Here is an 18,831-nt window from a genome sequence, read left to right as displayed (position 1 = left end):
GCCGAACGCCGAAATACGACGATGGGGCCCGAGCCTCTATAATCTTCCCGCGGTCCGCCTGGACGGCACCGCAAAGCCGGACGCCATGATCCGGCGGAGCTGGAGGAGGCTCAGTTTCAACGGGCCATCGATGCACATCCAGCCTTTCCTCCTGTTCCCGGCTCTACGCCATCCCGCCTCGCGCAGCTACGCGCTGAGGTTGGCCGCCGCCTCGATACTGGCCATGGCGGCCGCCACCGTTTTCTCCATCGCCAACCCGTGGTGGGCCGCCATGGCCGTCTGGATGATCGGCCAGCCCACGCGCGGACTGCTGCTCGAGCGCAGCCTGATGCAATTGCTCGGCACCCTGGCCGGCGGCCTTGCCGCGGTAGGACTGGCCGCGCTGACGGACGGCGCCCCGGCGCTGCTGCTGACCGCGCTTTGCGTGTGGCTGGGCCTGTGCTGTGGCGCCAGCAACCTGCTGCGGCACCAGCGCGCCTACGGCGCGGCCTTGTGCGGGCTGACCACGGCCGTCATCGTCGTGCTGACCGTCGGCACGCCGCTCGACACGGCGGCTTTCGCTACGGCGCGCATGCTCGACAACATGATAGGCATCACCGCCTCGCTGCTCGTCATCGCGCTATGGAATCCGCCCTCTCCCGCGGCCGCCTTGCTGGAGAAGACCCGCGACCTGCTTTGCGCCACCCTTGCCCATGCCGCCCTGCAATTGGGGCCGGGGCTGCCGACGGACCTCGTGCCGCGTGCACGCCGGCTCGTGGCCGCCCTGGCGGAACTGGAAACCACGGCCGAGGACGCGACCGCCGGGTCCCTGTCCCAACGGCGCCGCCTCAAACCCCTGCGCGGACTGCTGGCGGGATTGCTCGACCTGGTCGCCATCATGCCGGCGCTGCGCCAGCACGCGACGGCGCTGGCCCCGGCCCACGCGGAAGACCTGGACCAGTTGCGTGCCAGCCTGGACGACCTGGCCGAGACCATCCAGGCGGGACGCGGAACCTCGCTGGCCATCGTCCGCACCGCGACCCGCCGCCTGCGCGGCGCCGATCCCCTGTTCGACACCTGCCTGGACGAATTCGAACAGGCGCTGGCAGCCATTGCGGCCAGCTACCGGAACATGGCGGCGACCCTGCCGGAACCCGCAGCCTCGGCCAGCGTCCACCATCCTGATATCGCCGGCGTGCGCATCGCCGCCTGGCGCGGCGTGGCCATCCCGGCACTGGCGGCAGGAGCGTGGCTGGCGTCAGGGTGGGAACCTCTGCGCTACCTCATGCTGGGCGCCTGCATCTTCACCGCCCTGTTCGCCTCGGTCGACGAACCCGTGCCGCTGATGCGGCGCGTGCTGGCCGGCGCGACCGCCGCGGCGGTCGCGGCCTTTGCGTGGCGCGTCGGCATCGCGCCCGTCGTGTCCCACCCCTGGCTGTCGCTGGCCCTGGCCTCGCCGCTCATCCTGGCTGCTGCCACGGCGCAGGCGCACCGCGGCACGGCATTCATCGGCCTGGCCTTCAACATGCTGTTCGCGGTGCTGGCGCAGCCGGTCAATATCGGACCCGCCGAACCGATGGCGTTGCTCACGGTCGAGCTCATGCTGCTGACAGGCATCGCATGCAGCTACGCCGCCTACCGCTGGCTGATCCCGATGACCACCCAGCGCCGCCGCCGGCACCTCCACCGCGCCATACGCGCCGAGGTCGCCGCCATCGCCCAGCAGGCCGGCACGCCCGCGCGCGCGGCGCGCCACCTGGCTCGCCTGCGCTTCCTGATCCTGGCGCTGATCGCGCGCTCGGGCATGGAAGCAGCCACCGCCGACGGCGCGCTGGCGGCGCTGTCGCTGGGACACGCGCTTGCCCGCATGGGCCACATGCTCGACCGGCGCCCCGACGCGCCGGAAGCGCCGTGGATAGGCCAGGCCCTGCACACGATGAGCAAGCCGCTGGCCATGCCGCACGACGCCGGTGCAACGCTGCAGAACTACGCCACCCGGGCCCGCGCGGCGGGCGCCTCCGCCACCATGCCCGCCGTCCGCTGGCTGGAGGAAGCCGCGGAGCACCTGACCGAACACACGGCATTCTTCCGCACGCAGCCGGCAAGGAAAGCATGGGCGCCGCAGGTTGCCGATCTTTCTTCTTCCCGCGCAAGGCAAAGCAGGGAACGCGCGTGAAGGCAGCTTCCCATGCTCCAGTTTGCATTGGGAACATGACAGGGATATAATCTTTTTCTTCAGACGCGGGGTGGAGCAGTCTGGCAGCTCGTCGGGCTCATAACCCGAAGGTCACAGGTTCAAATCCTGTCCCCGCAACCAAATAGAAAACGGCCTCGATCGCAATGCGACGAGGCCGTTTTGCTTTGTGTCTGCCTTGGTGCTCTCGTTCGAGATCATTCACGAAATAAACCGAGGAAATGATCCGAGCCACCCCACTATCAATGGCTCTTGAATCATCGCGTATTGGCCTGCGCTCTTCCCTTCACTTCCAAGCCCCTATCGAGGTCGTGGCAACCTGAAGGCATTGGACACGCATGCGCCTTCGAAGCACCCATACCGAGGAATGGACCGCGCAAATGCAAACGGCCTCGTCGCATTGCGATCGAGGCCGTTTTCTATTTGGTTGCGGGGACAGGATTTGAACCTGTGACCTTCGGGTTATGAGCCCGACGAGCTGCCAGACTGCTCCACCCCGCGTCTGAAGAAAAAGATTATACACGTACTCGCGCGGCCATGCCTCACGCCGCCAGCGCCACCTTCTCCCTGCCCTTCAATCCCAGCATCTCGCGCGCCTCGTCGGGCGTCGCGATGCCGAAGCCGAAGGACTCCAGGATGCCGCGTATCTTGCCCACCTGCTGGGCATTGGAAGTGGCCATTTCGCCGGGTCCGATGGACAGCGAATCCTCCAGCCCGACCCGCACGTTGCCGCCCATCAGCGCGGCCTGGGTGACCAGCGGCATCTGGTGGCGGCCGGCGGCCAGGACGGACCATTGGTAACTATCGCCGAACAGCTTGTCGGCGATGCGTTTCATGTGCACGAGGTTCTCGGGATCGGCGCCTATGCCGCCCAGCACCCCCAGCACGAATTGCAGGAAGATCGGCCCCTGCACCAGGCCCCGGTCGACGAAGTGCTTGAGGTTGTACAGGTGGCCGACGTCGTAGCATTCGAACTCGAAGCGCGTACCGTGCGCGCGGCCCAGGCGCTCGAAGATGGTTTCGATGTCGCCGAAGGTGTTGCGGAAGATGGCGTTGCGGGTCTTCTCCAGGTGCTCGCGCTCCCAGGGAAAGTCGAAGTCCTTCATCTTGTCCAGCACGGGGAACAAGGCGAAGTTCATCGATCCCATGTTGCACGAGGCCATTTCCGCCGAGGCATCGATGGCGCCGGCCAGGCGCTGATCGAGCGTCATGGTGTGCGAGCCGCCGGTGGTGATGTTGATGACGGCGTCGGTCTGGGCATGGATGCGCGGCAGGAATTGGCGGTAGACCTCGGGCTCGAAGGCCGGCCTGCCGTCGGCCGCGTGGCGGGCATGCAGATGCAGGATGGCGGCGCCGGCCCGTGCCGCGTCCACCGCCTGTTCGGCGATCTGGTCGGGCGTGATGGGCAGGTGCGGCGACATGCTGGGGGTGTGCACCGATCCGGTGACGGCGCAGGTGATGATGACTTTTCTGGGCACGAAGAGGCTCCTGGTCTGGCGTTATGCCGGCTCGGGGACGACGCGGTTTTCGATGTGGCCGATGCCGTCGATCTCGACGCGCATCACGTCGCCGATCTTGAGGAAGGAAGGCGGATCCATGGCGGCGCCCACGCCCGAGGGCGTGCCGGTGGCCAGGATGTCGCCGGGCTCGAGCGTCATGACGGTGGACAGGTAGGCGATCTGGTCATAGATGTTGTAGATCATCTCGCCGGTCCGGGCTTCCTGGCGCACTTCGCCGTTGACCCGCATGCGCAGCGTCAGCGCCAGCGGATCGGGCACTTCGTCGTCGGTGACGATCCATGGGCCGATGGGGCCGGTGGTGTTGAACGACTTGCCCAGGGTCATGGTGGCCGAGCGCCGCTGCCAGTCGCGCACCGAGACGTCGTTGCACACGAGGTAGCCGGCGATGACCTCCCGGGCCCGCTCGGCCGGGACGTGGCGGCAGCGGGTGCCGATGACCACGCCCAGTTCGGCTTCGTAGTCGAGCTTGTCCGAGACGCGCGGCATGTGCACCGGATCGTAGGGACCGTTGATGCAGCTGACCTGTTTGTTGAACCAGACCTGGCTGTCGGGCACGTCCACGCCGGCGCGCTTGGCCTCGATCACGTGCTTGCCGTAGTTCATGCCGATGGCGAGGTACTTGCCGGGATCGGGCACGGGCGCCTCCAGCCTGACGTCGGCCAGCGGATAGGCCGGCGCCTGTTCGGGATCGACGTCGCGCGCGCGTTGCAGCAGCGCGCGCCCGCCGGCGAGCAGGCCACGCATGGTGGCGGGCAGCGCCGGGTCGGCGGCCGCGAGGTCGATCACGCGCGCGCCCTCGACCTTGCCGACGGAGGTCCTGCCGCGATGGGAGAAAGTGACGAGTTTCATGGGTTCCTTGTTCAAGCGGAAGAAGAAGGTGGTCCGGCCAGGGCCTGCGCCAGTGCGTCGGGCGGCAGGTGGCCCCAGTCGCTGATGCGGTCGTATTCGCGCACGTCGTTCCAGTCCTCGCCCACGGTGCGGCCGGTGGCGCCGATCTCGACGCGCCAGCCGTCGGGGCCCAGGCTGTAGAAACTGACCATGCCGTCGTTGGCGTGCTGGCCCAGCGTGTTGGCGAGCGGCGTGCCGGCGCACAGCGCGCGGTCGTAGGCCAGGCCCACGCTGCGCACGTGCGCGACTTCGAAGTTGATGTGGTGCAGGCGCTGCGGGACTTCGGGCCGCGGCAGGTAGGCGATGGCCAGCGAATGGTGGCGCGGATTGCAATGGAAGAAGGAGACGTGCATCTCGATCTCCCCCATCGGCAGCCGCAGCCAGTCCGACAGGACGAGGCCCAGGCCGTCGATGGCGAAGCGGCGCGCCGCGTCGTATTCGCCGGCGTCGCCCACGGCGAAGACGAAGTGGCCGAAGCCCTGCCCCTGCGTGACGAAGCCTTCGGGAAAGTGCGGGCTCGCGAAAGGCGTTGCCGCGTCCTCCAGCCCCGTCACCAGCTCCAGCGGAACGTCCCAGGGAGTCTGGATCACCGTCAGGTCCCGCACGCGCCGGGCTGCGCGCTCGTCCGCCGTGCCGGCGCGCATGCGCCACCCCTGGGCCGACAAGCGCCCCAGCACGCGGTCATATACCTGCGCATCGACCGCCTCGAAGGCGATGCAGGCAGCATCGTTGCGCGCGCCCTCGCGCACCCATACCCGCTGGGCCTTGCCATCGACGCGCCAGGTCGCCGCCCCATCGGCGGCGGGTTCGCCGGGCATCAGGCCCACGACGTCGGTCAGGTAGCGCCCCAGGTCCGCCGGCGCGGTGCTGTCCAGGCCGATGTAGGCCGCTTCCAGTCCTGTCCTCACACCAGCCTCCTATTGCTGCACCGGCTGGGCGTTCACGTCGCGCAGCACCTTTTCCCAGCGCGTGCGCTCGGCCCGCCAGTAGTTGCCGAACTCATCCACCGACATGGGCTTGGGGTAGACGCCCAGGGTGTCGAGCTTGTCGATCACGTCACGCTCGGCCAGCACCGTGGCCAGGTCCCGGTTGACGCGCTCGATGGCCGGCTTGCCCGTGCCTTGCGGCGCGACGACCGCGAACCAGCCGTTGATGACCAGCGAGGGATAGGACTCGGACGCCGCGGGCAGGTCGGGACGATTGGGTACCCGTCCCTCGGAGAACATCACGATGGGCTTGAGCCGACCGCCCTTGATCATGGGCTCGATGGGCGGCACGCCGTCGATCAGCATCTGGGCATCGCCCCCGACCACGGCCGATATGCTCTGGGAACTGCTGGAGAACGGCACGGCGCGCAGCGGCACGCCGGCGGCGCGCGACAGCATGTCCACCGCCAGGTTGGGCACCGAGTACAGGAAGGTGGTCGATACCACGAAGGTGTCGGGCTGGCGACGGGCCATGGCCAGCACGTCGGCCAGCGTGTTGGCGGGCGACGAGGCGCTGACCGCCGCCATCATCGGGCTGATGCCCACCATGGCCACCGGCTGGAAGTCGCGGACGATGTCGACCTGCGAGCTCTTGTACATGTAGGGCGTGAGCGTCAGTACCGAAGCGGGGGTGAACACGAACATGTGCTCGTCGCGCTCGGCCGATTTCACCGCCGCCAGCCCGACCAGGCCGCCGGCCCCGGGCTTGTTCTCGACGATGACCGGCTGGCCCCAGATCCTGGACAGCTTGTCGCCCAGGAGCCGGGCCATGATGTCGGGCGCCGTCCCGGCCGCAGCCGGCAGGACCAGCCGCACCGGCCGGGATGGCCAGGTGGCCGCTTGGGCCGTGCCGGCCAGGCAGGCCGCCAGCGCGAGGCCGGCGGCGATCCATTTGCGTCGTGAAGCGTTCATGCGTCTGTCTCCTGGATGGTCTTGTCTTGTGTGGTGGTGCGATGCCGGTTCAGGCGTGGACCGCGGCGCGCCCGGCCGCGAGTTCCAATGCCATGGCGCCTTCTTGCGGATCGTGGCCGCGCCATGCCACGTACTGGTCCGGCCGGATCAGGACCAGGTCGGCGCCATAGAGCTCGCGCAGGCCGTCGATGGGAGGCGCCACCACCGTCAGCGGAACGTCCGTGCCCGCCTGCGCGGCCAGCGCCTGGGCCGCGTCCCGCGCGGCCGGGCGGGTGGCGAGCAGCGTCATCCCGCGGAAGGCGAAATGGTCGAACAACGACGCCCCGCGCTCCCGGCCCGGCGCCAGCCAGGCATGCGGCGCGCGGCAGCCCGGGCGGGCGCTCTGCACGTAGCGTGTGGAGTCCCAGGCCTCGCCGCCCGTCTCCGGTCCGTGCGCCAGCACTGGCGACTGCTCGTAACGGCTGCCCAGCACCACGCCCAGCGAATCGAATTCCTGGCGCTTGGAGGCAAGGATGGCCCGCTCCGCTTCCCGGCGGGCGGCGTCCCCCGCCGGCCCGTCGTCCTCCAGGCCATCGCGCCACAGGCTGCCCGAGCTGTGCGACAGGTTGTGCACGGCCTCGTCCACCACCCGGCGATGCACCTGGCGGCGTTCCACTTCGTAGCTGTCCAGCAGCGCGGGACCGCCCCAGCCGTCCAGCGCCGCCGCCAGCTTCCATCCCAGGTCCACGGCATCGCCGATGCCCATGTTCATGCCATGGCCGCCGAAGGGCGGGTGCAGGTGGCAGGCATCGCCGGCCAGGAACACCCTGCCGTCGCGATAGCGCGTGGCGATCAGGCGATGCGCGGTCCATTCGTCGCGATGGCGGATGTCGATCGGGATGTCCAGGCCCAGCGCGGCACGCATCAGGCCTTCGATGGCCGGCTCCTCGCCGTCGCGGCGGGCATAGCCGAAGGTCCACATGTCGTTGGCGTCCAGCGGCGCGACGACCGCCGGCGCCTCCGGATTGACGAGCCAGTACATGACCGCCGGCCCCAGCCCGTGCATGCCGGCCAGGCCCGGGGCGTGGAAGATGATGTTGCGGTGATGCGAGAGCGGCGAGACCCCCTCCATCCGGATGTCCAGCCGGGCGCGCACGGTGCTGCGGGCGCCATCCGCGCCGGCCATGTACGCGGCCCGCACGCGCAGCGGTCCATCCGGTCCTGCCAGCACGGCTTCGACCCCCTGCCCCGACTGCGAAAAATCCTCAAGCCGGGTCGAAAAGCGCACCTGCACGCCCGGCAGGCTCTGCGCGTGGTCGCGCAGCACCTCTTCCACCTTGTATTGGGGCACCCACTGCGCGTGCTCGGGAAAGCGCTCGTCGCGCCTGGGCGAGCAATAGAACGCGTTGGTGAACCGCGCCAGTTCCCGGCCGGCCAGCCTAGTCGCGAACACCACGTTGGACGGATAGTCGACACCGAAGGGGGCCGCCTGCGCCAGCTTGCCCGCCACGCCCCAGCGCCGCATCAGCTCGCGCGAACGCACGTTGGTCGTCTTGGCGCGGGGCGCGAGTCCCACCCGGTCGTGCTGCTCCACCACCAGGCAGCGCCGCCCCTGCATGCCCAGCTCGATGGCCAGCGCAAGCCCAACGGGGCCCGCCCCGATCACCAGCACGTCGGTCTCCAGCAGCGTCTCGCCCGCCATGCCGTCTCCTTCCTGTGTTCTTGAATTGACAGCAGCTTAGGCATTCGGCGATGCTCTGGAAAGATCATTACCTTGATATAGGTTATGAACAATTCAGATAACCAGGACCCGCAGATCGCCGATTTGCGGGCGGTGCTGGCACTGATCGAGGACGGCACCGTCACCCGCGCCGCCCGGCGCCTGGGGCTGACCCAGTCGGCGCTCAGCTACCACCTCGACCGCATGCGCAAGCGTTTCGCCGATCCGCTGTTCGTCCGCGTGGGCAACCGCATGGCGCCCACGCCGTTCGCCCAGCGGCTGGCCGAGCCGGCCTCGCGGGTACTGCGCATCGTGGAAACCGAGATCGCCGGGCTGGCGCGTTTCGATCCCGCCCAGACCAACCGGGAGTTCCGCATCGGCGTCAACGAGATCGGCGCCATCGTGCTGGTGCCCAAGCTGATGAAGCGCCTGGCCGAGGTCGCCCCGCACGCCCGCCTCGCCCCCACGCAGGTCTCGGCCGACACCATGGCCGCCGCGCTGGAATCGGGCGAACTGGACGTCGTCGCCGGACACGTCCCGCGACCGCACGACGCCCTGCTGCGCCAGCATCTCTATCGCCGCGCCTACGTCTGCGTGGCGCGCCGCGACCATCCGCGCATCGGCGATACGATGACCCTGCGCGAATTCGGCCGCACGCCGCAGGTCCAGTCGCCGTCCGTGCCCATCACCTTCGCCTGGATCAACGACCAGTTGCGCAAGCACGGCGCGCAGAGCCAGGTGCGGCTCACCACCGAACACGTGGCCGCGATTCCTTTCATCGTGGCCGCCAGCGACCTGATCGCCATCATTCCGGACGAGGTCTACCACCTGTTCCAGCCTATCGCGCCGATCAAGAAAGTGCGGCTGCCGCTGCGCATTCCGTCCATCGACGTGCACCAGTACTGGCACTCGCGCGTGGCCGGCGATCCGGCGAACCAGTTCTTCCGCTCGGTGGTCTACGAGGTGGGCTGCGAACGCCAGCCCGCTTCGCCCGGCGACCTCTCGTATACTTGACGCACCTCCCGGATCTCCGCAACCGCCGGGGCGCAGCGCCGCTTCCGCCCCCTGGACACGCCATGACCGCTTCCGAACGCGCCCTCACGTATTTCCCGGCTCCGCGCTCCCAGCGCTACTGCTCGCAATGCGGCAACCTGCTGACCCGCCGCATTCCCGACGACGACAACCGCGAACGCGATCTCTGCGACCACTGCGGCGCGATCCACTACCAGAATCCCCGCATGGTGCTCGGGACCATTCCCGTCTGGGAAAAGCAGGTGCTGCTGTGCCGCCGGGCAATCGAGCCGCGCCATGGCTACTGGACCCTGCCCGCCGGCTTCATGGAGCTGGGCGAGACCACGGCCCAGGGCGCGGCCCGCGAGACCCAGGAAGAGGCCGGCGCCCGCATCGAGATGGGGCCGCTGTTCGCCGTGCTGGACATTCCGCACGTGGACCAGGTCCACATCTTCTATCTTGCGCGCCTGACCGACGTCGAGTTCGAGCCGGGCCCCGAAAGCCTGGAAGCCCGATTGTTCGACGAGGACGAGATTCCCTGGGACGACCTGGCCTTCCGTTCGGTCTCCACCGCGCTCAGGCTGTTCTTCGCCGACCGGGCGCGCGGCACGTTCCAGATCCACAGCGACACCCTGCTGCGCGGTCCCGAGCCGGTTCCCGCGTTCTCCACGCCCGCCCCTTGAGTCCCTCGCGCCCGCGCATGCCGGCCCTGCTGGAGCCGGACACGCCCTTCCCGCCGCTCGAGCAGGCGCTCGAGGATCCCCCGGGCCTGCTGGCCGTGGGGGCCGACCTGTCCATCGAACGGCTGCGCGCCGCGTACGCGCACGGCATCTTCCCCTGGTACCTGCCGGGCGAGCCCATCCTGTGGTGGAGCCCGGACCCCCGCATGGTGCTGTTCACCGACCGCTTCTCGCCCTCGCATTCGCTGCGCAAGAAGCTGCGGCAGGTCGAACGCGATCCCGCCATCGAGGTCAGGGTCGACACGGCTTTCGACGACGTCATGCGTGCCTGCGCGGCGCCACGCAGCGACGAGCGTCCGGCCACCTGGATCACGCTGCCCATGCAGCGGGCCTACCGGCTGTGGCACCGGCAAGGCCAGGTGCATTCGGTGGAAACCTGGATCGACGGCGAACTTGCCGGCGGGCTGTACGGCGTCTGCCTGGGCCGGATGTTCTATGGGGAATCCATGTTCACCCGGGTGGCCGACGGATCCAAGATCGCGCTGGCCTACCTGGTGCGTTTCTTGCGTCGCCATGGCGTGGAGATGATCGACTGCCAGCAGGACACGCGCCATCTGGCCTCGCTGGGTGGCGCCACGATTGCCCGCGCGGAATTCGAGCGCCTGATTGTAAAATTCACCCGGATGCCCGAGCTTCCGTGGCGCTCGGGCAGGCTGCGCCATGACGGCGAGATCGTCGACCTGGACGCGCCCCACGCTGCGGCCGACCCCGGCTGAACCGCGCATGACCCACCTTCGAGAACTCCCCTTCGCCGCGCTGCAGTTCTATGCGACCGCTCCCTACCCGTGCAGCTACCTGGGAGACCGGATGGCGCGCTCGCAAGTGGCCACGCCCAGCCACCTGATCAACGCCGACGTCTATTCCGAACTGGTGCGCATGGGATTTCGCCGCAGCGGCGTATTCACCTACCGGCCCCACTGCGACGGCTGCCGCGCCTGTGTGCCGGTGCGGGTGCCGGTGAACCGCTTCCGGCCCAACCGCACCCAGTCCCGCACCTGGAAGCGTCATGCCGATCTGCAGGTATTCGTGGCCGAACTGGCCTATTCGTCCGAGCACTACTCGCTCTATCAGCGCTACCAGTCGACCCGCCACCGCGGCGGCGGCATGGACCAGGACAGCCGCGAGCAATACGCGCAATTCCTGCTCCAGAGCCGCGTCAACACGCGCCTGGTCGAGTTCCGCGACCGGCAGGGACAACTGCGCATGGTGTCCATCATGGACGTGCTGTCCGACGGCCTGTCGTCGGTCTACACCTTTTTCGACCCCGACATGAAGGGCAGCCTCGGTACCTGGAACATACTCTGGCAGCTCGAGCAATGCCGGCTGCTGGAACTGCCCCATCTCTATCTGGGATACTGGATAGAACAAAGCCCGAAGATGGCCTACAAGGTGAACTTCCGGCCCCTGGAAATGCTGGTCAACGGCGAATGGCGCGAATACGCCGGCCCGCCGGCCGCCAGGCCAGCCGGGCCGGCCGTCATCGATACCAGCCGCCTGCACGCCTCCTCTCGCCACGGCCATCCCGACGATGCGCCGTCCTCCACCTCCTGATCCCCATCCGCCTGATGTCCGCGTTTTTTCAAGCCTATCCGCTGTTGCGTCCAGCCCTGTTCGCCCTGGAACCCGAAACCGCCCATGCCCTGACCCTGTCCACGCTGCAGCGCGTGTACGACATGGGATGGACACGCCCCTCCCGCGCCCCGGACCGTCCGGTCGCCCTCATGGGCCTGACGCTGCCCAACGCGGTCGGCCTGGCCGCCGGCCTGGACAAGAACGGCGGGCATATCGACGCGCTGGGCAGCCTGGGCTTCGGCTTCATGGAAATCGGCACGGTCACGCCCCGGCCGCAGCCCGGCAACCCGCTGCCCCGCCTGTTCCGCCTGCCCCGCGCCGAGGCGCTGATCAACCGCATGGGCTTCAACAACGACGGGCTGGCCGTGTTCCTGGCCAACGTCCAGCGCAGCGGCTACCGGGCGCGCGGCGGCATCCTGGGGCTGAACATAGGCAAGAACGCCGACACGCCCATCGACAAGGCGGCCGACGACTACCTGGCCGGGCTCGAGGCGGTCTATCCCCACGCCGACTACGTCACCATCAACATCTCGTCGCCCAACACCCAGAACCTGCGCAGCCTGCAAGGCGCCGACGAACTTTCCGTCCTGCTGCGCCAGCTCGACCAGGCGCGGGACACCCTGGCGGCCCGGCACGGCCGCCGCGTGCCGCTGGCGGTCAAGATCGCGCCGGACCTGGACGAGAGCCAGATCGATGCCATCGCCGACCTGCTGCCGCGCCATGGCATCGACGGCGTCATCGCCACCAACACCACGCTGTCGCGCGATGCCGTCCGCGGCTTGCCCCATGCGGGCGAGGCCGGCGGCCTGTCCGGCACGCCGGTACGGGAAATGTCGCTGCGGGTGGTCGAACGCCTGCGGCGCCAGGCCGGCAACGCGCTTGCCATCGTCGGCGTGGGGGGCATCCTGGAAGGCCGCCACGCGGCCGAGAAGATCGCGGCGGGCGCGGACGCGGTCCAGCTCTACACCGGTCTCATCTATCGCGGCCCCGCGCTGGTCGGGGAATGCCTGTCGGCCGTCTCGCGGCTTCGGAGCTAGGCACTGGGGATATCCCCGTGTGCCTTGTATGACAACGGGGATGCTGCGTCGCGGAAATTCTGTGCACAGGCGTTATACTGACCCAATAAGAAATGGCCTGCTGCAACGCAGAAAGGCCACCCATCTGCGGTGTAATAAAGCTATGAAATTTCACCATATGGGATAAACTAGCTTCATCGCGTAGAGACTCACCACGACAATGCCAAGAGTCACGACCCCCGACGCGGCCATGATCGCCCCGTCCGCGGCCCCCGCGCCGCAGATCGCCATCCAGGTGCTCGAACGCACCATGCACCTGCTCGACGCCCTGGCCCGGCACCCCGATCCGGTCAGCCTGAAAGAGCTGGCCCAGGCCACCGGCCTGCACCCTTCCACCGCCCACCGCATCCTGAACGACCTGGTCGCCGGCCGCTACGTCGACCGCGTCGACAGCGGCATGTACAGCCTGGGCATGCGGCTGCTGGAGCTGGGCCACCTGGTCAAGGGCCGGCTGAACGTGCGCGACGCCGCCATCACGCCCATGCGCATGCTGCATCGCCTGACGGGCCAGACCGTCAATCTTTCCGTGCGCCAGGGAGACGAGATCGTCTACATCGATCGCGCCTACAGCGAACGTTCGGGCATGCAGGTGGTGCGCGCCATCGGCGGCCGCGCCCCGCTGCACCTGACCTCCACGGGCAAGCTGTTCCTGTCGGCCGACGATGCCCGCCTGATCCGCGCCTATGCGCTGCGCACGGGCCTGCAAGGCCACACCTCCAACAGCCTGACCGACCTGGCCAAGCTCGAGCGCGAGCTGGACCAGGTGCGCGCGAAGGGCTATGCCCGCGACAATGAAGAACTGGAAATGGGCGTGCGCTGCATCGCTGCCGGGATCCACGACGACACGGGCAAGCTGATTGCCGGCCTGTCGATCTCGGCGCCGGCCGACCGCATGCAGGACGGCTGGATCGACGCGCTGGTGGATACCGCCAGCCAGATCTCCGAAGCCCTGGGCTACGAACCGTCGCACGCGGTATCGGCGGCCTGACCCCGCGCGGGCGCCGGCCCGGTCCGCCTCAGGCGAAGCCGCCGTTGACCCGCAACACCTGCCCGTTGACCCAACCGCCGTCCGGGCCCGCCAGAAATGACACCGCGGCGGCGATCTCCTCCGGCGTGCCCAGGCGCTCCAACGGCGCCAGCCGCGCGATCTGGTCGATCTGCTCGGCCGTCTTGCCATTGAAGAACAGCTCGGTGCCGACCGGCCCGGGCGCGACGGCGTTGACGGTCACGCCTCGTCCGCGCAGTTCGTTCGCCAGCACCCGCACCAGTCCCTCGACCCCCGCCTTGGAAGCGATGTAGGGGCCGTAGGACGGGAAGGCGCGCGCGACGACGCTGGTGGAAAGCGCGATGATCCGCCCGCCCTCGCCCATGCTCGCGGCGGCTTGTGCCAGGACGAGGAAGGCGCCGCGCAGGTTCGTGGCGATCACCTGATCGAAGTCGGCCAGGCTGTCCGGGGCGACAGGCACTATCGGCATGACGCCCGCGCTATTGACCACCACGTCGATCCGGCCGTAGGCCTGCCGCGCCCTGGCGAACAGCGCGGCCACGTCGTCCTCGCGGCCCACGTCGCCCTGGACCGCCAGCGCCCGGCCCCCGGCGGCTTCGATCGCGGCCACGGTTTCCCCGGCCTTGGCGGCATTGCCCGCGTAGTTGACGACCACCGCATAGCCGTCGGCCGCCAGCCGGCGGGAAATGGCCTGCCCGATGCCCCGCGATCCCCCGGTGACGATGGCGGCCTTCGTGATGTCCGTGCTCATGATGAATCCTGGAAAGAAGAAAGGATGGCGAGCATTCTTCTTGTTTATCTTGTTGAGATAAACCCTGCTAAATTGGCATCTCAATTCAATGACAGACAACAATCCCCGTGGACCGCTTCGAATCGCTCCAATTGTTCACCCGCATCGTGGAACTGGGCAGCTTCAGCCGGGCCGCGATGGCGCTGGACATCCCCCGGGCTACCGCCACCCACGCCATCAAGGAGCTCGAGGCCAGGCTGGCGACGCGCCTGCTCGAGCGCACTACGCGCCATGTCCGCCCGACGCTGGACGGACAGGCCTTCTACGAACGCTGCGTACACGTGCTGAGCGAGCTGGACGAGGCCGAATCCTCGCTGCTGCATGTGGCGTCGAATCCGCGCGGCGTCCTGCGCGTGGACATGCACGGCACGCACGCGACCCGGATCGTCCTGCCCAGCATAGACCGGTTCCACGACCGCTATCCGGGCATCGACCTCGTCGTCAGCAGCGGCGACAGGCTGGTCGACCTGGTACGCGAAGGCGTCGACTGCGTGATACGGGCTGGCCATCCGCGCGACTCGTCCCTGGTGGCACGTCCGCTGGCGGTCATGCCCCAGGTCCTCTGCGCGAGCCCCGGATACCTGGCCCGCTTCGGCACGCCTGGCCATCCCGACGATCTGGCGGGGCACCAGGTCGTACGCTTTTTCGCCAGCCAGGGCACGTCCGACTATCCGCTGGAGTTGGTGGTCGACGGCCAGGCCCGCAGCTATGCGCTGGGTGGCTGGATGTCGGTGAACGATGCCGAGAATTACGTGACTTGCGCACTGCGGGGCTGCGGGCTGATCCAGTTGCCGCGCTTCCACGTCAAGGACGAACTGCGCGACGGGCGGCTGGTGGAAGTGCTGCCCGGATGGCGCAGCCCGGGCCTGCCGCTGTCGGTGCTCTACCCCTCGCACCGCCAATTGTCCCCGCGGGTGCGGGTGTTCATCGATTGGCTGCGGGCCCTGTACGAGGAAAGATTCCCGCCCGACGCGCCCTGAAGCCGCCGGAAAGACAAACGCCGCGCAAGCGCGGCGTCGTCATGGCCGGAAGGCGGGGTGGCCTACAGCGAGCCGATCTCGCGCTGGACCCACTGGCGGATGCGCTGGGCGTCGGCGGTGCGCGTGAGCGAGCCGACCGAATCCAGCAGCACGATGGCCATGTCGCGGCCGCCGATATTGGCCAGCATGACCAGGCAGCGTCCGGCTTCGTTGATGAAACCGGTCTTGGACACGATGATGTTCCAGTCGGAACGGGCCACCAGGCGATTCGTGTTGCGGAAGGTCTGGTGCCGGCCGCCGATATCGACGGAATATTCGGTATCGGTCGTGTACTGGCGGATCAGCGGGCGTTGCGAACCTTCGCGCATCAGGCGCACGAGATCGCGGGCGCTGGAGACGTTCTCGCTCGACAGGCCGGTAGGCTCGACGTAGTGCGTATCGTGCATGCCCAGTGCCGCGGCCTTGGCGTTCATGGCCTGCACGAACGCCGGCAGGCCGCCGGGGTAGTTGCGCCCCAGCGCGTTGGCGGCGCGGTTCTCGGAAGACATCAGCGCCAGGTGCAGCATGTCGGCACGCGACAGGCGCGTACCGACCGACAGGCGGGAATGCGTGAACTTGTGCGTATCGATGTCGTCGGTGGTGACCTCGATCATCTCGTCCAGCGGCAGGCCGGCGTCGACCACGACCAGCGCGGTCATCAGCTTGGTGATGGAGGCGATGGGCGCCACCGCGCCCTCGTTCTTGGCGAACAGCACGTCCGAGGAATTCAGGTCCTGCACGAAGGCCACGCTGGAACGCAGCGACAGATTGCCATCGGCATCCTCGAGCGGGGCGGAAGGCGCATAGGAAGCGTGCCGGATGCCGGCCGAGGCGACCGCCTTCCTGGGGGCGGCCTTGGCGACGCGCTTTTTCTTGGCGGGAACGGAAGCCGTTCTGGACGCCTTGGCGGACTTGGTCTTGGTCGCGGTGGCTTTTTTCGCCGGCTTCGCCTTGGCGCTCTTGGACGTCGTGGGGGTGGCCGCGTAGGCAACGGGAGCAGCCGCGGGCAGGACCAGCCCGGCGGTTAGCGCGCACATCAATGAAACCGACAGAATGCTCTTTCTGATGCGCGCCATGTTTCCTCCGGTAACGACTCAGCCCAGGCGCCGCAGCATATCAGATTTTTGGATAAAAATCTCCATTAAATGAACGACTTAGCGCGCACTTTTTAAGTCGTTATTTAAATGCCACGGCAAAAATTACAAAAAATGCAACGAGGGGGGCGGCATCCCCAGGACAGCCGCCCCCCCGCACGCCGGCAAACGGCGAGGTCAGTCGGCGTAGACGCCGGCCTTTTTGATGACCGCGCCCCACTTGGCGGTCTCGGACTTCACCAGCGTGTCGAGCGCCGCCGGCGTGGCCTTGTCGTTCAGCACGATGGCCCCCAGTTCGGTCATGCGCTGCTTGAACGCGGGATCGTCCAGGCCGGCCTGCAGCGAGGCCTGGAGCTTGGCGACGATCTCGGGCGAGGTGCCCTTGGGCGCCCACAGGCCGTGCCAGATGCCCACCGAGAAGTCCTTCAGGCCCGACTCGTCCAGCGTGGGCAGGTCAGGCAGGCTGGGCACGCGGGTCTTGCTGGTGACGGCGTAGGCCTTGACCTTGCCGGCCTTGATCTGCCCGGTGGTGTTGGTGGTCTGGTCGCACATGAAGTCCACCTGCTTGCCCAGCAGGTCGTTCATGGCCGGCGCGGTACCCTTGTAGGGAATGGTCTGGAATTCCGAGCCTATCGTGCTCATGAACATCAGGCCGCACAGGTGCGAGGCCGAGCCGATGCCGGCATTGGCCATCGACAGCTTGCCGGCGTTGGCCTTCACATAGGTCAGGAATTCCTTGATGTTGGCGGCCGGAAAGTTTTCGCGCGCGATCAGCGTCATCGGCACGTCGACGGTCAGCCCGATGGGCTGGAAGTCATGGGCCTGGTCGTAGCTCAGCTTGCGGTACAGCGCGGGCGCGGTCGAGAAGCCGATGTGCATGAGCAGCACGGTATAGCCGTCGTTCGGCGCCTTGGCCACGCGGGCGGTACCGATGGTGCCGCCGGCACCGCCGACGTTCTCGACCACCACGGTCTGGCCCAGCGACTTGCGCATGGCCTCGGCCAGCGAGCGCGCCACCACGTCGGTGGGACCGCCGGCGGCAAACGGGACGATCATCGTGACCGGTCGAGTGGGATAGCCCTGCGCCATCGCCTGCGTAGGTGCGAGGACGGCCGCGCTGGCCAGGGCCGCGGCCCCGATCGTCGCGGACACAGCTTTCTTGTGGATAGCCATTCTTTTATCTCCTGCCTCGTTAAATAGTTGCGCCGCGAGCCGACAACTCCCGCGGCGGTGAGACGAGTTTAAGGGATGGAAACCACGAAGCCGTGACGGTTTCGCCTATCGTTTCCCCTGAGCCCAGGCCACCGCGAACGCCGACAGCGCCATGCCCGCGACCATGGTCGCGGTCAGCGGCTCGTCGAAGGCGGCCCAGGCCATCAGCGCCGTCACCGCCGGAGTCAGATACATCAGGCTGGCCACGCGCGTGGCCGCCCCGCGCCGGATCAACAGGAACAGCAGGCAGATGGCGCCTATCGACAAGGCGAAGACCGACCATGCCCAGGCGCCCGCCAGCGGCCAGGTCCACTGCACCGCCATGGTCTCGAACATCCACGCCGCCGGCAGCACGACGATCAGCGAAGCACCGAACTGCAGCAGCAACCCGGCCCGCAGGTCCACCCCGGGACAGAAGCGTCTCTGATAAACGGTGCCCGCCGTGATGGACAGCAGCGCCGCCACGGCAAAGGCCAGGGCCTGCGAGGTCAGGCCCATCGTGCCGATACGGTTCCCCACGACCAGGGCCACGCCCACGAACCCCAGGACCAGCCCGGCCCACTGCCGCGCGGAAGGAGGCTCGCCCATCCAGCGTCCGGCCACCGCGGTCAGCAGCGGCTGCAGCCCCACCACCAGCGCCGCCAGGCCCGCCCCCATGCCCAGGTGGATGGCGATCCAGACGCCTCCCAGGTAACCGGCCTGCAGCAGCACGCCGGCCACCGCCATGTGGACACCCTGCCGCCGGCCCGGCCAGGCGATGCCGGCGCTGAACGGCGCCAGCACCACCAGCACGCCGGCGAAGCGCATCGACAGGAAAGTCAGGGGTTCGGCGTAGGGCAGGCCGTAGCGGGCGACGACGAAACCGGTGCTCCAGATCAGGACGAAAAACGGGGAAATCAGGCGGGATGGCAGCGATGAACCCACGACGGCGGCCTTTCGGAGGGTGTCAGGCCGAGAAGTGTAGCCGCCGGGCGGTGCCCCGCACCATGCCTGGGCACAGTAGAACGCCCGGGTATGGCGCATCGCACCAAAACAACGTGGCGCAATGCAACACATCCGCCGGGTCCGCAAAGGCGCGGATCGGGCGTTCCGCTTTTTCCGCCGTTTCCTCCTCCTGTCTTAAAAAAATGTCT

At 68.1% G+C, this 18,831-nt stretch carries 17 protein-coding genes and 2 tRNA genes; 9 read left to right on the top strand and 10 right to left on the bottom strand.

The annotated features are described in order from the left end of the window. The first annotated feature begins 130 nt into the window (after positions 1-130). Together N5K27_RS05535 and N5K27_RS05530 are read left to right on the top strand one after the other, a co-directional pair. On the top strand, positions 131-2,155 hold the full coding sequence (locus N5K27_RS05535) for an FUSC family protein (RefSeq protein ID WP_279815132.1): 2,025 nt from the start codon (positions 131-133) through the stop codon (positions 2,153-2,155). 64 nt (positions 2,156-2,219) lie between these two features. Next, a tRNA-Met gene (locus tag N5K27_RS05530) sits at positions 2,220-2,296 on the top strand. Between the two features lie 301 nt (positions 2,297-2,597). On the opposite strand, the gene N5K27_RS05525 is transcribed toward N5K27_RS05530, so the two are convergent. From N5K27_RS05525 to N5K27_RS05500, 6 genes are all read right to left on the bottom strand, one after another. Next, positions 2,598-2,674, bottom strand: a tRNA-Met gene (locus N5K27_RS05525). Positions 2,675-2,715: 41 nt separating this feature from the next. Further along, positions 2,716-3,651 (bottom strand): 3-keto-5-aminohexanoate cleavage protein, encoded by a 936-nt coding sequence (locus N5K27_RS05520; RefSeq protein WP_087839146.1) that lies wholly within the window; start codon positions 3,649-3,651, stop codon positions 2,716-2,718. Positions 3,652-3,672: 21 nt separating this feature from the next. After that, complete coding sequence (locus tag N5K27_RS05515; RefSeq protein ID WP_279815128.1) at positions 3,673-4,542, bottom strand: fumarylacetoacetate hydrolase family protein; 870 nt, start codon at positions 4,540-4,542, stop codon at positions 3,673-3,675. A gap of 11 nt (positions 4,543-4,553) precedes the next feature. Further along, a complete protein-coding gene (locus N5K27_RS05510) occupies positions 4,554-5,489 on the bottom strand; it encodes a VOC family protein (RefSeq protein WP_279815126.1) in 936 nt (311 codons plus the stop codon). Between the two features lie 9 nt (positions 5,490-5,498). Further along, positions 5,499-6,479, bottom strand: a complete 981-nt coding sequence (locus N5K27_RS05505) for a tripartite tricarboxylate transporter substrate binding protein (RefSeq protein ID WP_087839143.1) — start codon at positions 6,477-6,479, stop codon at positions 5,499-5,501. A gap of 49 nt (positions 6,480-6,528) precedes the next feature. Further along, positions 6,529-8,160 (bottom strand): FAD-dependent monooxygenase, encoded by a 1,632-nt coding sequence (locus tag N5K27_RS05500; protein ID WP_279815123.1) that lies wholly within the window; start codon positions 8,158-8,160, stop codon positions 6,529-6,531. Between the two features lie 84 nt (positions 8,161-8,244). Between N5K27_RS05500 and N5K27_RS05495 the strand changes: the two genes are divergently transcribed. The 6 genes from N5K27_RS05495 to N5K27_RS05470 all read left to right on the top strand — a co-directional run bounded on the left by N5K27_RS05495 (position 8,245) and on the right by N5K27_RS05470 (position 13,565). After that, the gene (locus tag N5K27_RS05495; RefSeq protein ID WP_087839141.1) at positions 8,245-9,192 is read left to right on the top strand and encodes a LysR family transcriptional regulator; all 948 of its coding nucleotides are present in this window, start codon (positions 8,245-8,247) and stop codon (positions 9,190-9,192) included. 62 nt (positions 9,193-9,254) lie between these two features. Beyond that, positions 9,255-9,872: an NUDIX hydrolase gene (locus N5K27_RS05490; RefSeq protein ID WP_132980431.1), complete on the top strand. Its 618-nt coding sequence runs from the start codon at positions 9,255-9,257 to the stop codon at positions 9,870-9,872. A 17-nt stretch (positions 9,873-9,889) separates the two neighbouring features. Further along, entirely contained in the window at positions 9,890-10,645 is a 756-nt protein-coding gene (aat, locus tag N5K27_RS05485) for a leucyl/phenylalanyl-tRNA--protein transferase (RefSeq protein ID WP_132980471.1), read from the top strand. A 7-nt stretch (positions 10,646-10,652) separates the two neighbouring features. Further along, positions 10,653-11,480 carry an arginyltransferase gene (locus N5K27_RS05480; RefSeq protein ID WP_087839138.1) on the top strand — a complete coding sequence of 276 codons (828 nt, stop codon included), beginning with the start codon at positions 10,653-10,655 and terminating at the stop codon, positions 11,478-11,480. A gap of 14 nt (positions 11,481-11,494) precedes the next feature. Then, a complete protein-coding gene (locus tag N5K27_RS05475; RefSeq protein ID WP_087839137.1) occupies positions 11,495-12,538 on the top strand; it encodes a quinone-dependent dihydroorotate dehydrogenase in 1,044 nt (347 codons plus the stop codon). A 229-nt stretch (positions 12,539-12,767) separates the two neighbouring features. Beyond that, positions 12,768-13,565, top strand: a complete 798-nt coding sequence (locus N5K27_RS05470; RefSeq protein WP_254914606.1) for an IclR family transcriptional regulator — start codon at positions 12,768-12,770, stop codon at positions 13,563-13,565. Between the two features lie 28 nt (positions 13,566-13,593). On the opposite strand, the gene N5K27_RS05465 is transcribed toward N5K27_RS05470, so the two are convergent. Beyond that, complete coding sequence (locus N5K27_RS05465) at positions 13,594-14,334, bottom strand: SDR family oxidoreductase (RefSeq protein WP_279815121.1); 741 nt, start codon at positions 14,332-14,334, stop codon at positions 13,594-13,596. Positions 14,335-14,441: 107 nt separating this feature from the next. On the opposite strand from N5K27_RS05465, the gene N5K27_RS05460 reads away from it, so the two are divergent. Next, entirely contained in the window at positions 14,442-15,353 is a 912-nt protein-coding gene (locus N5K27_RS05460; protein ID WP_279815119.1) for a LysR family transcriptional regulator, read from the top strand. 62 nt (positions 15,354-15,415) lie between these two features. Here the strand turns inward: N5K27_RS05460 and pbpG are convergent, their stop codons facing one another. The 3 genes from pbpG to N5K27_RS05445 all read right to left on the bottom strand — a co-directional run bounded on the left by pbpG (position 15,416) and on the right by N5K27_RS05445 (position 18,622). Then, positions 15,416-16,468, bottom strand: a complete 1,053-nt coding sequence (gene pbpG, locus N5K27_RS05455; protein ID WP_176400755.1) for a D-alanyl-D-alanine endopeptidase — start codon at positions 16,466-16,468, stop codon at positions 15,416-15,418. 195 nt (positions 16,469-16,663) lie between these two features. Continuing rightward, positions 16,664-17,659: a tripartite tricarboxylate transporter substrate binding protein BugD gene (locus N5K27_RS05450; protein ID WP_087839133.1), complete on the bottom strand. Its 996-nt coding sequence runs from the start codon at positions 17,657-17,659 to the stop codon at positions 16,664-16,666. A gap of 105 nt (positions 17,660-17,764) precedes the next feature. Beyond that, the gene (locus N5K27_RS05445; RefSeq protein ID WP_279815116.1) at positions 17,765-18,622 is read right to left on the bottom strand and encodes a DMT family transporter; all 858 of its coding nucleotides are present in this window, start codon (positions 18,620-18,622) and stop codon (positions 17,765-17,767) included. Positions 18,623-18,831: the final 209 nt, after the last annotated feature.

Source organism: Pigmentiphaga sp. GD03639 (assembly GCF_029845405.1).
In the GTDB taxonomy this organism is placed as follows: domain Bacteria; phylum Pseudomonadota; class Gammaproteobacteria; order Burkholderiales; family Burkholderiaceae_B; genus Pigmentiphaga; species Pigmentiphaga daeguensis.
Note: the sequence above shows the minus strand (reverse complement) of the source record. Positions and strands in the feature narration are given on the sequence as shown.

Coding starts and splice junctions, on each gene's coding strand:
- N5K27_RS05450 (WP_087839133.1), bottom strand. CDS start 17,659: ATGGCTATCCACAAGAAAGCTGTGTCCGCGACGATCGGGGCCGCGGCC.
- N5K27_RS05515 (WP_279815128.1), bottom strand. CDS start 4,542: ATGAAACTCGTCACTTTCTCCCATCGCGGCAGGACCTCCGTCGGCAAG.
- N5K27_RS05535 (WP_279815132.1), top strand. CDS start 131: ATGCACATCCAGCCTTTCCTCCTGTTCCCGGCTCTACGCCATCCCGCC.
- aat (WP_132980471.1), top strand. CDS start 9,890: ATGCCGGCCCTGCTGGAGCCGGACACGCCCTTCCCGCCGCTCGAGCAG.
- N5K27_RS05480 (WP_087839138.1), top strand. CDS start 10,653: ATGACCCACCTTCGAGAACTCCCCTTCGCCGCGCTGCAGTTCTATGCG.
- N5K27_RS05500 (WP_279815123.1), bottom strand. CDS start 8,160: ATGGCGGGCGAGACGCTGCTGGAGACCGACGTGCTGGTGATCGGGGCG.
- N5K27_RS05475 (WP_087839137.1), top strand. CDS start 11,495: ATGTCCGCGTTTTTTCAAGCCTATCCGCTGTTGCGTCCAGCCCTGTTC.
- N5K27_RS05505 (WP_087839143.1), bottom strand. CDS start 6,479: ATGAACGCTTCACGACGCAAATGGATCGCCGCCGGCCTCGCGCTGGCG.
- pbpG (WP_176400755.1), bottom strand. CDS start 16,468: ATGGCGCGCATCAGAAAGAGCATTCTGTCGGTTTCATTGATGTGCGCG.
- N5K27_RS05490 (WP_132980431.1), top strand. CDS start 9,255: ATGACCGCTTCCGAACGCGCCCTCACGTATTTCCCGGCTCCGCGCTCC.
- N5K27_RS05495 (WP_087839141.1), top strand. CDS start 8,245: ATGAACAATTCAGATAACCAGGACCCGCAGATCGCCGATTTGCGGGCG.
- N5K27_RS05465 (WP_279815121.1), bottom strand. CDS start 14,334: ATGAGCACGGACATCACGAAGGCCGCCATCGTCACCGGGGGATCGCGG.
- N5K27_RS05470 (WP_254914606.1), top strand. CDS start 12,768: ATGATCGCCCCGTCCGCGGCCCCCGCGCCGCAGATCGCCATCCAGGTG.